Raw genomic sequence first — 12,935 nt, forward strand, 5'->3', positions numbered from 1 at the left:
GAGGATCTCCCTACTTGGCGCGCTTGTAGAACGGAAGTGCGACGACCTCGACCGGCTGCTTCTTGCCTCGGACGTCCACCAGCAGTGAGGTGCCGGGCTCGGCACTGGCCTTCGACACGTAGGCCATGGCGATGGAGTAGCCGAGGGTCGGGGACAGCGCGCCCGACGTCACCTCGCCCACGACCTCGTCGCCGTCGAGCACCGCGTAACCGTGGCGCGGGGCGCGGCGCTCGGGCGTCTTCAGTCCGACCAGGACCGAGTCCACCCCGGACTCGGCGACCTTGGTCAGCGCGTCGCGGCCCACGAAGTCGCCGGGCTTGTCGAGCTTCACGACGCGGCCCAGGTTCGCGTTGTAGGGCGTCAGCGACCTCGTGAGCTCGTTGCCGTACAAGGGCATCCCGGCTTCGAGACGCAACGTGTCGCGGCAGCCGAGACCGCACGGCTTGAGCTCGTGCGCCTCGCCGGCCCCCAGCAACGCCGCCCAGACCGCGGGCGCGTCGGCGGGCGCGACGAAGAGCTCGAAGCCCTCCTCGCCGGTGTACCCGGTGCGGGCCAGCAGCGCGTCGACACCGGCCACGGTGGACGGGTACGACGCGTAGTACTTGACCGTCGACAGGTCCGTGTCGGTCAGGCCGGAGAGGATCTCGACCGACTTCGGGCCCTGGATCGCGATCAACGCGTAGTCGGTCGACTTGTCCGTCACGACGGTGTCGAACCCGGCGGCACGCTCGACCAGCGCTTCGGCGACGACTAGGGCGTTCGAGGCGTTCGCGACGACCATGAACTCCTGGTCGCCCAGGCGGTACACGATCAGGTCGTCGAGCACGCCGCCATCGGCCTGGGTGATCATCGTGTAGCGGGCCTTGCCGACGGCCAGTGCCGAGATGTGGCCGACCAGCGCGTAGTCGAGGGCCTCACCGGCCTGCGGTCCGGTCAGGACGATCTCACCCATGTGTGTGAGGTCGAACAGGCCCGCGGTCGTGCGCACCGCGTGGTGCTCCGCGAGTTCGGACGAGTAGCGCAGCGGCATCCGCCAGCCCGCGAAGTCGGTGAACATCGCGCCGAGCTGCTCGTGCTCGGCGTTCAGAGGCGTAAGGCGGGACATCAGAACGCTCCTCCAGGGTGCGCCGAAGAGCCGGACGCGGCCGGCTGAGGCATCAGAAGAATGACACGGTCCATCGGAGACTCCTCACTAGAGCGAGCCTCCCCCTCTGTCATGAGCCTGAGAGCTTCACCACCGAAGTGGCTTGCACCGTGGGCGAGGCTGCTGATGAGCCTGCTTTTCAGAGTTGCCTTCGTCGCGCGGTACTTGTACCTGAGAGATTCCGGGGAGGAGTTGCTCCTTCGGCGCTCCCGCTCAGCGATCAAACACTGGGGGAAGCTCTCCCGCGCGACATCGACGGCCGTGTTCAGTTGGTAGCCCCAGACGCTAGCAGGCCAAACGTCACAGGGGCACGCCCTGCGCGGTCTTCTCGACCACCTTGCGCTCCGCCCAGAAGGACAGGAACGGGATCGTGCCGGCGAGCAGCACCAGCGCGGTGCCCTTGATCGACCAGCGCAGCTTCAGCGCCAGGTCGACGGAAATCACCAGGTAGATGGCGTAGAGGAAGCCGTGGACCGGGCCGACGACCTTCATCGCGCCGTCCATGTCCGCGGCGTACTTGAGCACCATGGCCACGACCAGGAGCAGCAGGAAGACTCCGACCACGTAAGCCATGACCCTGAACCGGGTCAACGCACCCTTCATCTGCCCGCCTTCGCTCAACGACCGTCCCGCGCGTTGAGGTCCGCGAGCATGCGGTTGTAGGCCGCGAGCTCCGCGTCTTCTTCGTCGTCGAAGTGCTCGACAGGCGCGGGTTTGACGGCGTCAACGGTAGCCACCGGGCGGGGAGCGGGCGCAACCGGCTCCGGTACGAGATCCGCGTCACGGTTCTGGCGCGCCAAACGCCGGAACCGCCACACCATGAAGAGGGGGAAGAGGCCGAACAGCGGCCACTGGAGCACGTATCCGAGGTTCTGGAACGTGCCGCTGGCGGACTCGAAGCGCTGCCACTGCCACCACGCGAGCCCGCAACAGGCGACCAGCGCCGCCAGACAGGCGAACGCGATCAGCACACGCTGGGGAGTAAGGAGGCCGCGCACGGCTCCCAGACTACTTGGGTGAGGCCTCCCAGCAGGAGGCCACCCGTGAGGGATTGCAGGGCTGCCGCCTCCGACAGCCCGGTCCAACGACCTACGCCATGCTCTTACGCCATGCCCTTACGCCACGCTCTTACGCGACGCCGTCCCGGCGCTGCCTCTGCAGACGTGCGACGCACCAGGCTGCGGCGGAACCGCGGCGAAGGTGCTGGAGAACCGTCATCGGTCCCAGGCGCCGACCGAGGTCGGCAGGAGACAGGCCGGCCGCGCGGTAGTCGAGCGCGCGCTGGTCCAACGGGCTGATGCCCGCGTCCCACCACTGCTCGGCCTCGGCGACGTCGCCCACCAGCTGCCAGTAGCTCGCCGCGGCGGCGAGCAGTGCCTCGGGTGCCTCCGGCGCCCGCTTGCGCATCGCGGCCACGTAGGCCGGATCCGCCGAGTCGACCTTGACCAAGCCACGCGACCCGCTCCTGCCTCCCCGCTGCACGGGGATGCCTGGCGCCGAGGGGGGAGCCTCCGCGAGCCATGCGTTCTTGATCCGGTTCACCTCCTGCATCTCTGCGTCATCAGACCGTTCAGCCGCCCACTGCTGCAACAGCTCGTGGACCCCGGAGTCCTCGACCATATGTGCCTCCTCGTCGGTCGGGGATCGGCCATTGCAGCGGAAGGTATTCGGTAGGTCTGACAATCGCCAGACCCTGAATCCCGAGAACACCCGTTACCAGTGCGTGATTGGCCTCATTCCACCCGTCCGGCTCAACGCAGACGGCCGAGGATCACACAGTGTCACTAGCTGAGCGGGGTGGCCGTACCGAAGAGGCTCCTGATGAAGGTGATGATCGACTCCGCGCCCTGACGCAGCCAGCCGAGCACCTGCTGCACCGCCGAGGCGGACTGCTCGGGCTGGGTGATCAGGAGGAACAGCACCAGCGCGACGCCCGCCAGCACTAGCACCTTCTTGAGGTTCACAGGTACCTCTCCGTCCGTGTGGTTCACCGGTCGAGCGGCTGACCGCCCGTGTCACCCGTCATGGTCCCTCATTCACCCTTGCGATGAACAACGACCACGCCAAACTCCTCCCAGGATCCACCAGCGGCGCACGCCTGCACGACGACCAACGTCACCCGAATGGCGGCTAAAGACGGGCGTCAGCAGCGCCGATGTCCTGGGCACGAGGTGAACACGGAACCCCTCGCATCCCACAGCTTGGAAGAGAGACTGTTGCACCGGCCCTCACCCGGATGCCGCTCGTCCCCCATCACGCACCGTCACGCCCTCGTGGCGTTATTAATGCGCACCCGAGCATTCATCCAATTACTCCAGACCGCCGCAGTTCCATAATCCGTGCGTCCGCCACACCCATGTCGGCAAGCACTTCCCCGGTGTTCGTCCCGGCCGAAACCGGAGCCGTGGGAACGGCCGTGGGAGTGCGGTCGAAGCGGGGCGCCGGCGCCGGATGCGGCGAACCGGAGACGTCCACGAAAGTGGAGCGCGCCTCGTTGTACGGATGCCGCGCCGCCTCGGCAGGGGTCAGCACCGGCGCCAGGCACGCGTCCGTGTCCCGCGCGAGGTCGGCCCATTCGTCCCGCGGCCGGGTCTTCACCGCCGCCGCGATGCGTTCCCGCAGCTCAGGCCAGTTCGCCGGATCGTTGCGCGAGGGCGCGTCCTCCAGGCCCAGCACGCGCACGAGGTCCGCGTAGAACTTCTCCTCCAGCGCGCCGATCGCCACGTACTTCCCGTCCGCGGCCTCGTAGACGTCGTAGAACGGCACTCCACCGTCGAGCATGTTCTCGCCGCGCCCGCCCGCCCACATGCCCGCGGACCGCATCCCGTGCAGGAACGTCGTCAGCAACGCCGCCCCGTCGACCATGGCGGCGTCCACGACCTGGCCACGTCCGGAGCGCTCCCGTTCGTAGAGCGCGGCGAGCACGCCGAGGGCCAGCAGCAGCCCTCCCCCGCCGAAGTCGCCGAGCAGGTTGATCGGGAACGACGGCGGCCCGCCGGCCCGGCCGAGGGGCTCCAGGGCACCCGCGACGGCGATGTAGTTGATGTCGTGGCCGGCGCGGTCGGCCAGGAGCCCGTCCTGGCCCCAGCCGGTCATGCGTCCGTATACAAGGCGCGGGTTGCGGGCGAGGCACTGCGCCGGGCCGATGCCCAGCCGTTCGGTGACGCCCGGCCGGAAGCCCTCGATCAGCACGTCGGAGCGTTCGACCAGCTGCAACACCAGTTCGGCGCCTTCGGGCCTGCGGGTGTCGATCGCGATCGAGCGCCGGTTGCGGCCGAGGAAGTCGCCGGGGATCGTCGGCACGCTCCCCGGCTTGTGCACCTGGATCACGTCCGCGCCGAGGTCGGCGAGCACCATGGCACCGAACGGCGCGGGCGCGAGGCCCGCGAGTTCGACGACGCGAAGGCCTGCCAGAGGTCCGGTCACAAGGACCTCGCGATGATTTCCTTCATGATCTCGTTCGTCCCGCCGTAGATGCGCTGCACGCGGGCGTCGGACCAGGCACGCGCGATCGGGTACTCGTTCATGTAGCCGTAGCCGCCGAAGAGCTGCACGCACTCGTCGACGACCTTGCCCAACCGGTCGCTGGCCCACCACTTCGCCATCGCGGCGGTCGGGATGTCCAGTTCACCTTTCAGGTGCTTCTCGACGCACTCGTCGATGAACGCCCTGGTCACCGCTGCCTCGGTGGCGCACTCGGCGAGCTTGAACCGGGTGTTCTGGAACTTCATCAGCTCCTTGCCGAACGCCGTGCGCTCCTTCACGTACTTGAGCGTCACGTCGACGGCCGCCTCGATGCCCGCGATGCAGCAGACGCCGATGATCAGGCGTTCCTGCGGCAGCTGCTGCATGAGCTGGATGAACCCGAGGCCCTCCTGGTCGCCGAGGAGGTTCGTGGCGGGCACGCGGACGTCGTCGAAGAACAGCTCGGCGGTGTCCTGGCCCTTCATGCCGACCTTGTCGAGCACGCGGCCGCGCCGGATGTCGTTCTCGACGACGAGCAGCGAGATGCCCTGGGCGCCCTGCGCCGGGTCGGTCTTGGCCACGACGATCACCAGGTCGGCGTGCACGCCGTTGGTGATGAACGTCTTCGAGCCGTTGATGACGTACTCGTCGCCGTCCCTGATCGCCTTCGTCCGGATGCCCTGCAGGTCGGAGCCCGCGCCGGGTTCGGTCATCGCGATCGCGCCGACGTACTCGCCGGACGCGAGCTTGGGCAGCCAGCGCTGCTTCTGCTCCTCGGAGCCGTAGGAGTTGAGGTAGTGGGCCACGATGCCGCTGTGGACGCTGTTGCCCCACGCGCTGTCGCCGGCCCGTGCCTGCTCCTCCAGCAACACGGCCTCATGCGCGAACGTGCCGCCACCGCCGCCGTACTCCTCGGGGATGCTCAGGCACAGCAGGCCGAGCTCACCCGCCTTGCGCCACAGTTCGCGGTCGACCTGCTTCTGCTCGGCGAAGCGCTCGACGTGCGGTGTGACCTCCTTTTCGAAGAACGTGCGTGCGAGCTGGCGCAACTGGTCCAGGTCACTGTCCATCCACCGCGATCGACGCTCTGCCATGCGGTCCACGAAACCACCGGCCGGTGATCCACGCCATGACCGCCGCGCCTGCACAGCCCGGAAAAACTGAGCGAAATTCCCACCCCGTTCGTCCAGACTGACGGGTATGCAGATCCACCAGGTCATGCCGGACGAGTGGGAGCTCTGGCGCGACATCCGACTGGACGCGCTGGCGAGCGACCCTGGGGAGTTCGGCTCCACGCTGGCCCGCGAGCAGGCGTACAGCGAGGACGACTGGCGTGCGCGTGCGGCGGAGGGCCTGAAGCTCGTCGCGCTCGGTCCCCGCCCGGTCGCCCTGGTCGCCGCCACCGCGAAACCCGAGGGCCTCTACCTGTACTCGATGTGGGTGCGTGACTCGCATCGCGGCCAGGGGGTCGGGGAAGCCCTGGTCAGGACGGTGCTGACATGGGCTGCCGAGAAGGGCTGGAAGGTCGTGCGACTCCGCGTGTGGGACGACAACCTGCCGGCGAGACGCCTCTACAAGCGGCTCGGGTTCGTCGACGCCGAGGAACCCGAGCACATGGAGTTCCGGGTGAGCTAATCGGTCACCCTGCACGGTCATGGCCAGCTCCTGCGCGCGGGCCTAGCGTGGTGCCATGAGCGAAGCCTTGATCTTCGACGCGGTGCGCACGCCGCGCGGCAAGGGAAAGCGCGGGTCGCTGCACAGCGTCAAGCCCGTCGAACTGGCCGCCGGTGTGCTGCGCGCGCTGTCCGAACGCAACTCCCTCGACACCTCCGCGGTGGACGACGTCGTGTTCGGCGTCGTGTCTCCGCTCGGCGAACAGGGCGGCGACATCGCCCGCACCGCGGTGCTGGCCGCCGGATGGGACCAGCGCCCGGCCGGGGTGCAGCTCAACCGCTTCTGCGCGTCGGGCCTCGAGTCGGTGAACCTCGCCGCGGCCAAGGTCGCCTCCGGTTTCGAGGACCTGGTGGTGGCGGGTGGCGTCGAGTCGATGTCGCGCGTGCCGATGGGGTCCGACGGTGGCGCGTGGGCGATCGACCCGCAGACGAACTTCGACCTGTCGTTCGTGCCGCAGGGCGTGTCCGCCGACCTGATCGCGACGCTGGAGGGCTTCTCCCGCACGGACGTCGACGCGTGGGCCGCCCGGTCGCACGCCCGCGCGTTCGAGGCGCAGAAGGACGGCCGGTTCGAGCGGTCCGTCGTGCCGGTCGTCGACCAGAACGGCACGGTGGTGCTCAAGGAGGACGAGACGATCCGTCCCGAGTCCACTGTGGAGTCTCTCGGCCGGTTGAAGCCGAGCTTCCAGTTCCACGGCGACCTCGGCTACGACACCGTCGCGATCGACCGCTACCCCACCGTCGAGCGCATCAGCCACGTGCACACGCCCGGCAACTCGTCGCAGATCGTCGACGGCGCCGCGGCGATGCTGATCGGTTCGGCGGCGACGGGCAAGGCTCTCGGCCTGACGCCCCGCGCCCGGATCGTGTCGGTCGCCGTCGTGGGCACCGAGCCGACGATCATGCTCACCGGACCGGCGCCGTCCGCGCGCAAGGCGCTGGACAAGGCGGGGCTCTCGGTCGAGGACATCGACCTGTTCGAGGTCAACGAGGCGTTCTCGTCGGTCGTGCTGAAGTTCCTGCGGGACATGGACATCCCCGAGGACAAGGTCAACGTCAACGGCGGCGCGATCGCGCTGGGCCACCCGCTCGGCGCCACCGGCTGCATGATCCTGGGCACGCTGTTGGACGAGCTGGAGCGCCGGGACCTGCGCCGCGGGCTCGCCACGCTGTGCGTGGGCGGCGGCATGGGTATCGCGACGATCATCGAGAGGGTCTGACTGTGTCTAATTCCTTGGGCACGTTCCACTACGACAAGGACGCGGACGGCATCGTCACCCTGACGATGGACATGTCCGGCTCCGCCAACGTGATGAACGACGAGTACCGGAGCCTGATGGGCGACGCGGTCTCCCGCCTCGAGGGCGACGAGATCACCGGTGTGATCATCACGTCCGCCAAGAAGACGTTCTTCGCCGGCGGCGACCTGAACGTCCTGATCGCGATCACGCCGGAGAACGCCTCGCAGGCGCTGCAAGGCGTCGAGGAGCTCAAGTCGCAGCTGCGGCGGCTGGAGAAGCTCGGCAAGCCGGTCGTGGCGGCGATCAACGGGACCGCGCTCGGCGGCGGTTTCGAGATCGCGCTGGCCGCGCACCGCCGGATCCTGTTGAACGACAACAGCATCCGTGTTGGCCTGCCCGAGGCGACGCTGGGCCTGCTGCCCGGCGGCGGTGGCGTCACGCGCATGGTGCGCCTGCTCGGCGTGCAGAAAGCGTTGCCGTTGCTCATGGAGGGCAAGCAGCTGCGGCCGGAACGCGCGCTGCAGGCCGGAATCGTGCACCAGGTGGTGGACACGCGCGAGGAGCTGATCTCCGAGGCCCGCGCGTGGATCAAGGAGAACCCGGCGCCGACCCAGCCCTGGGACGTGCAGGGCGCGGGCGTGCCGGACCTGAAGTTCGGCGACCCCAACAGTTACGGCCTGCTCGCGGCGGCTCCGGCCGTGCTGAGCAAGAAGTCGCACGGCGGGTACCCGGCGCCGGAGAAGATCATGGCGACGGCGGTCGAGGGTGCCTACGTCGACTTCGACACGGCGCTGAAGATCGAGGGCCGCTACTTCGTGGAACTGGCTTCCGGCCAGGTCTCCAAGAACATGATCACGGCGTTCTGGTTCAACCTCAACGAGGTCAACGGTCGCGCGTCCGCCACGGGACGCCGGGTGGCCAAGCTCGGCGTGCTGGGCGCGGGCATGATGGGCGCCGGAATCGCCGAGGTGTCGGCGAAAGCGGGCATCGAGGTCGTCCTCAAGGACGTCAGCCTCGAAGGTGCCCAGAAGGGCGCCCAGGGCCTGGCGGGCATCACGCCGACCGACTCCGACGACGATCTCGCGGGCTGCGACCTGATCATCGAGGCCGTCTTCGAGAACCGCGAACTGAAGAACAAGGTGCTGCCCGCGGCCGAGGAGAAGGCGTTGCCGGACGCGGTGATCGCGTCCAACACCTCGACGCTGCCGATCACCGGCCTCGCGTCGGCGGTGACGGCGCCGGAGCGGTTCATCGGCCTGCACTTCTTCTCGCCCGTGCCGAAGATGCGGCTCGTGGAGATCATCCGCGGCGAGAAGACGTCCGACGAGACGCTCCAGCGCGCGCTGGACTACGTGCGGCAGATCGGGAAGACGCCGATCGTGGTCAACGACTCGCGCGGCTTCTACACCTCGCGGACGTTCGGCACGTACGTGATCGAGGCGATCACGATGCTGGCCGAGGGCGTGGCGCCGGCGTTGATCGAGAACGTGGCGAAGAAGTCCGGCATGGCGGTCGGCCCGCTGGCGGTGTCGGACGAGGTGACGCTGTCGTTGCAGCTGAAGATCCACGACCAGACGCTCGCCGACGACCCGTCGCTGGTGTCGGAGAGCCCGGCGTACGACCTGATCCGCGAGCTGGTGTCGCTGGGCCGCAGCGGGAAGTCGACCGGCGCGGGTTTCTACGAGTACCCCGAAGGCGGGAAGAAGTTCCTGTGGCCTGAGCTCACCACCCGGTACGCGAAGGCCGACGCCGGTGTGTCCGAACAGGACGTACGGGACCGGCTGCTGTTCGTGCAGTCGCTGGAAACCGTGCGGTGCCTGGACGAGGGCGTGCTGACGTCGGTGGCGGACGCGAACATCGGCTCGATCTTCGGGTTCGGTTTCGCGCCGTGGAGCGGTGGCACGCTGCAGTTCATCAACTCCTACGGCGTGCAGGCGTTCGTGGAACGCGCGGACTACCTCGCCGACACGTACGGGGAACGGTTCCGGCCGCCGGCTTCGTTGCGGGAGCGCGACAAGTTCTAGGCCTGTCCTGCAGTTCCTAGGCGCGGTAGGAGCCGGGTGAGGACCCGGTCCACCGCTTGAAGGCACGATGGAAGGCGCTCGCCTCGGAGAACCCGAGGCGCAGCGCCAGTTCCTCGACCGACTCCCCGCCCCGCACCAGCGAGGCCACCGCCTGGTCGCGCAGCAGCTGCTCGCGCACCTCGCGGAACGACGTCCCCTCGGCCGCCAGCCTCCGGCGCAACGTCGGCGCCGACACCCCGAGCTGGGCCGCCACGGCCTCCAGCCCGGCCACCCCGCGCCCGAGCAGCCGCCGCACGTGGCCCGACGTGTCCGCGCCGTGGTCGCGCCGCGACAACAGGTCCGCCGGCGAGTGCCGCAGGAACCGCTTCAGCGCCGCCTCGTCCTGCACGACGGGCATGCGCAGGAACTTCGGGTCGAACGCGATCGTGGTGACGCGCGCGTCGAACCGCAGCGGGCATCCGAAGATCAGGTGGTACTCGGCGGCGTGCGCCGGTTCCGGGTAACCGAACTCGGCACCCTGCAACGGGATGCGGCGGCCGATGAGCCACGACGAGAAGCGGTGCCACAGCACGAGAAGCGACTCGGTGAGGAAGTGGTCGGGGTCGCCCGGGACGTGGAGCGTGAAGCGGCCGCCGTCGAGCGAGAGCTCCAGCGGCTCGTCGAAGAGCGCGTAGAAGGCCAGGCCGCGCTTGAGCGCCGATTCGAGGTCCGGGCAGTGCACGGCGAGCAGGCACATCATCGCGAACGTGCCGCGCTTCGACGGCCGCGGCCCGAAGCCCATGAACTCGTCGTCGAGGACTTCCCAGAGCGTCTGGATGAACTTCGTGTACTGCGCGGGCGTGACACGCGCACGGTCGTCCGTGAGAAGGCTCTGCGGGATACCGGCCCCGAGCAGGACGACGGACGGCTCCGGGCACGCGCGGAGTGCCGCACGCACGTAGTGGATCGCCACTGTCCTGGTGTGCACGACCCACAGTAAACGCCACCGGCGGTGACGCGGCTCCGGGGAGAGTGGGAGTCGCGTCACCGCCGCAGTGGGCCCACCCAGTGAGCCGTACTCCTCGCCAACGGCGCTTCCGCACGCCCGCCGGCAAGGGACGATGTGGTGTTCGTTGACGCTATGTGGTCTAGACCAGGAAAGTCAATAGTGAAAGAGTCGTCCGGTCCTGATGTTTCAGGCTCGTTCCAGCGGCGCGACAGCGAAGCCCGCACTGAACCTCTGGCACCAGATCACGACACTCCGAATGGTGGACACATCCACGCCCGCCGGAATTGCGTACACCTGATCGCCACGATTTCCCTTCAACTTCCCGAGACTCGTGAATCCCTGACCAAAGGTCTTCTCGGACGAGCTCGACACGTGCGGCGAGAGGTAAACGTACAGGTCAGGCCCGTCGCTGGTGTTCAACGAGGCGAACTGGACCGAATGCCCGCCACCAGGCAGTTCGATGAGGCTCGCCTTACCTGTGGTCGCGTGCTCCAGTGAGCGCCACTCGCCGGCCGCGACCTCCTTCGGCGTTTCCACAACGGGCACGGGAGCACTCGAAGCAGTCGGCTGAACGGTCGACTGAACAGTCGCCGGCGGCACAAGCAACGCGTCGCGCGTTTCGCGAACCGTGAACACCCGCCACGGCTGGAACAGGTACAACCCGACCCCGAGCGCGACGACCAGGAAAACTGAGACGGGGATCAAGAATCGACGAAGGCGCATACCGAAAATACTGGCCCAAACCGGACCGAAAAGAGCTTACGGAGTTGTTAGGGTGCCAAGCCGTGGCGACACAGGCGAGGATCGGCCAGGCCGTGCTCGGCGTCCTGATGATCGGCTGCGCTCTGACGGGCCTGTTCCCCAGACCCGTGCCACTCCTCTTCGCCATCGCAGCAGTAGGCACGGCCAACGCCGCGTTCCCCCTTATGCGCACGTTCGGCTCCGCACTGCTGGGCGGCGTGGCAGCAGCCTCGATCGCCCTCTCGTCGGTCCCGTTCGTCACCTGCTCCACGGAACGCTTCACCGAGGTGTTCACCTGCTCGGGTGACGCTCCGACGTGGCATCTGACCGGAACCGTGCTGGTGGCAGGCCTTTCCGGGGCCAGTTTGGTACTTGCCCGGATCACAGTTCAGTGACAGCGATCACTCAACCGGGGCCATCAAGGAGCCGATAAGGCAACCAGGCGAGCGTTCTCCTACCACCGGCCCAGCCGGTAATCTGCCGAAGAGCGTGATCGTCCGACTTCACACCGTGAGCATCAGAGGAGGACTGCCGTGCGCGCACTGTGGGCCGCAGGTGGTTCCGCCGTGCTCGGGTCAGCGTTGCTCGGCGTGCTGGTAGGCATGGCGATCCACGGAGCGGCCGGCGAAGACCCGCTGAGCAGAACCCCGGCATCCACCTGGATCACCTCCACCTCCAGCACCCCATCGAGCTCGACGGAGAGCTCGACCGCGGACAGCAGCGCACCGTCGAGCTCCACCAGCTCGCCCCCGAGCACGCAGCAACCACAAAAGACGACGACGCCACCCCCAGCGGCGACGAACCCGGCCGAGCCCCCACCCCCACCGGCACAAACGACGACTCCGGCGCCGTCCTCGTCCGGCTGGCCGTGCAGCCCGCTGAACCCACTGCCGCCGCCCACCTGCAAGAACATGGGCAACTAGCCGCCGAGCGCAGGCTCGCGCAAGGGTCCCCTCGCGTTTCGGCTCCCCCGCGTCCCAAGGTAGCGGCGAGGTCTGACAGTCCCGCGAGACGAGCTGACACAGCAGGTCGGGCAGCGATAGAGCTTGGCGAACCGCCAGGGCTGAGACCGCAGGCAAGGGCCGAGCAATGCTTGGCGAACCGCCAAGGCTGAGCCCCGCACGCAAGGACCGAGCAAAGCTTGGCGAACCGCCAGGGCTGACGCAGGCACATGATCGCGCGCGATGCCGTAGGCGAGCCGTCCGCCCCACGCGACGCCGGAGGCGAGCCGTCCTTACCGCGCGGGCCAGGCGGTGGGGTCCCATCACGAGTCGCGCCATAGCTCCTGCTGCATGCAGGTAGGGGTGTCAACTCGACACGCTTTTCGTCGAGTTGACACCCCTACCTGCATGTGGCCCGCTCTTGGCTCGGCTCGTGATGGGACCCCACCGCCAACGCACACCGATACGCAACAGGCAGCCGCCCAAAGCAACAGAGAGGATGTTGTGGCGGGATCGCCTGGGCTGGTCTGACCCTCAAAGCAACTGACCAGGGTGTCTTTCGCCGGATCTGTCGTCCGGCCTGGCGGTCTCGCGTGCACGTCACCAGGCGGGCGGAAGTGACCTGATAGGAGCCTGTCTCACCAGGACCCATCTCTGTTCTGTCCGCCCCGCCCGGCCCGGTGCGTGCCACCCCTGACACGGTCTGAAGCGAGCAAGG

Annotated in this window: 14 protein-coding genes and 2 riboswitches; of the genes, 4 read left to right on the forward strand and 10 right to left on the reverse strand. The window is 68.1% G+C overall.

The features are described from left to right. Positions 1-10 precede the first annotated feature (10 nt). From gcvT to BLR21_RS32905, 7 genes are all read right to left on the reverse strand, one after another. The gene (gcvT, locus tag BLR21_RS32875) at positions 11-1,105 is read right to left on the reverse strand and encodes a glycine cleavage system aminomethyltransferase GcvT (protein WP_090012219.1); all 1,095 of its coding nucleotides are present in this window, start codon (positions 1,103-1,105) and stop codon (positions 11-13) included. Positions 1,106-1,204: 99 nt separating this feature from the next. Then, a riboswitch (glycine riboswitch) is annotated at positions 1,205-1,292 on the reverse strand. 1 nt (position 1,293) lies between these two features. Then, a riboswitch (glycine riboswitch) is annotated at positions 1,294-1,399 on the reverse strand. 45 nt (positions 1,400-1,444) lie between these two features. Continuing rightward, positions 1,445-1,747 carry a DUF3817 domain-containing protein gene (locus BLR21_RS32880; RefSeq protein ID WP_090012222.1) on the reverse strand — a complete coding sequence of 101 codons (303 nt, stop codon included), beginning with the start codon at positions 1,745-1,747 and terminating at the stop codon, positions 1,445-1,447. A 14-nt stretch (positions 1,748-1,761) separates the two neighbouring features. Next, positions 1,762-2,142, reverse strand: coding sequence for a hypothetical protein (locus BLR21_RS32885; RefSeq protein ID WP_090012224.1), 381 nt, complete (start codon positions 2,140-2,142; stop codon positions 1,762-1,764). Between the two features lie 130 nt (positions 2,143-2,272). Further along, positions 2,273-2,764, reverse strand: coding sequence for a transcriptional regulator (locus BLR21_RS32890; RefSeq protein ID WP_090012227.1), 492 nt, complete (start codon positions 2,762-2,764; stop codon positions 2,273-2,275). A gap of 164 nt (positions 2,765-2,928) precedes the next feature. Continuing rightward, positions 2,929-3,108, reverse strand: coding sequence for a hypothetical protein (locus BLR21_RS32895; RefSeq protein ID WP_030476968.1), 180 nt, complete (start codon positions 3,106-3,108; stop codon positions 2,929-2,931). 337 nt (positions 3,109-3,445) lie between these two features. Continuing rightward, complete coding sequence (locus tag BLR21_RS32900) at positions 3,446-4,570, reverse strand: CaiB/BaiF CoA transferase family protein (RefSeq protein WP_090012232.1); 1,125 nt, start codon at positions 4,568-4,570, stop codon at positions 3,446-3,448. Continuing rightward, on the reverse strand, positions 4,567-5,703 hold the full coding sequence (locus BLR21_RS32905) for an acyl-CoA dehydrogenase family protein (protein ID WP_090012276.1): 1,137 nt from the start codon (positions 5,701-5,703) through the stop codon (positions 4,567-4,569). The genes BLR21_RS32900 and BLR21_RS32905 overlap by 4 nt, the downstream gene beginning before the upstream one ends. Positions 5,704-5,809: 106 nt before the next feature. Between BLR21_RS32905 and BLR21_RS32910 the strand changes: the two genes are divergently transcribed. Genes BLR21_RS32910 through BLR21_RS32920 form a run of 3 tightly spaced genes read left to right on the forward strand, consistent with a single transcriptional unit; the run spans position 5,810 to position 9,547 of the window. Beyond that, positions 5,810-6,244: a GNAT family N-acetyltransferase gene (locus tag BLR21_RS32910; protein ID WP_090012235.1), complete on the forward strand. Its 435-nt coding sequence runs from the start codon at positions 5,810-5,812 to the stop codon at positions 6,242-6,244. Positions 6,245-6,299: 55 nt separating this feature from the next. Further along, a complete protein-coding gene (locus tag BLR21_RS32915; protein ID WP_030476972.1) occupies positions 6,300-7,502 on the forward strand; it encodes an acetyl-CoA C-acetyltransferase in 1,203 nt (400 codons plus the stop codon). Positions 7,503-7,504: 2 nt separating this feature from the next. Next, positions 7,505-9,547, forward strand: a complete 2,043-nt coding sequence (locus BLR21_RS32920; protein WP_256335093.1) for a 3-hydroxyacyl-CoA dehydrogenase NAD-binding domain-containing protein — start codon at positions 7,505-7,507, stop codon at positions 9,545-9,547. Positions 9,548-9,563: 16 nt separating this feature from the next. Here the strand turns inward: BLR21_RS32920 and BLR21_RS32925 are convergent, their stop codons facing one another. Together BLR21_RS32925 and BLR21_RS32930 are read right to left on the reverse strand one after the other, a co-directional pair. After that, positions 9,564-10,514, reverse strand: coding sequence for an AraC family transcriptional regulator (locus BLR21_RS32925; RefSeq protein WP_090012240.1), 951 nt, complete (start codon positions 10,512-10,514; stop codon positions 9,564-9,566). Positions 10,515-10,721: 207 nt separating this feature from the next. Continuing rightward, entirely contained in the window at positions 10,722-11,258 is a 537-nt protein-coding gene (locus tag BLR21_RS32930; RefSeq protein WP_090012242.1) for a DM13 domain-containing protein, read from the reverse strand. 62 nt (positions 11,259-11,320) lie between these two features. Between BLR21_RS32930 and BLR21_RS32935 the strand changes: the two genes are divergently transcribed. After that, positions 11,321-11,671 (forward strand): hypothetical protein, encoded by a 351-nt coding sequence (locus BLR21_RS32935; RefSeq protein ID WP_030476976.1) that lies wholly within the window; start codon positions 11,321-11,323, stop codon positions 11,669-11,671. A gap of 122 nt (positions 11,672-11,793) precedes the next feature. Here BLR21_RS32935 and BLR21_RS32940 read toward each other — a convergent pair whose 3' ends face one another. Further along, positions 11,794-12,189 (reverse strand): hypothetical protein, encoded by a 396-nt coding sequence (locus BLR21_RS32940; protein WP_090012244.1) that lies wholly within the window; start codon positions 12,187-12,189, stop codon positions 11,794-11,796. Positions 12,190-12,935: the final 746 nt, after the last annotated feature.

Source organism: Lentzea albidocapillata subsp. violacea (genome assembly GCF_900100275.1).
Lineage (GTDB): Bacteria > Actinomycetota > Actinomycetes > Mycobacteriales > Pseudonocardiaceae > Lentzea > Lentzea violacea.

Bases quoted from the DNA above. Each gene is read 5' to 3' on its own strand.
- BLR21_RS32915 (WP_030476972.1), top strand. From the start codon at position 6,300: ATGAGCGAAGCCTTGATCTTCGACGCGGTGCGCACGCCGCGCGGCAAG.
- BLR21_RS32890 (WP_090012227.1), bottom strand. From the start codon at position 2,764: ATGGTCGAGGACTCCGGGGTCCACGAGCTGTTGCAGCAGTGGGCGGCT.
- BLR21_RS32940 (WP_090012244.1), bottom strand. From the start codon at position 12,189: ATGTTCTTGCAGGTGGGCGGCGGCAGTGGGTTCAGCGGGCTGCACGGC.
- BLR21_RS32910 (WP_090012235.1), top strand. From the start codon at position 5,810: ATGCAGATCCACCAGGTCATGCCGGACGAGTGGGAGCTCTGGCGCGAC.
- BLR21_RS32905 (WP_090012276.1), bottom strand. From the start codon at position 5,703: ATGGCAGAGCGTCGATCGCGGTGGATGGACAGTGACCTGGACCAGTTG.
- BLR21_RS32880 (WP_090012222.1), bottom strand. From the start codon at position 1,747: ATGAAGGGTGCGTTGACCCGGTTCAGGGTCATGGCTTACGTGGTCGGA.
- BLR21_RS32930 (WP_090012242.1), bottom strand. From the start codon at position 11,258: ATGCGCCTTCGTCGATTCTTGATCCCCGTCTCAGTTTTCCTGGTCGTC.
- gcvT (WP_090012219.1), bottom strand. From the start codon at position 1,105: ATGTCCCGCCTTACGCCTCTGAACGCCGAGCACGAGCAGCTCGGCGCG.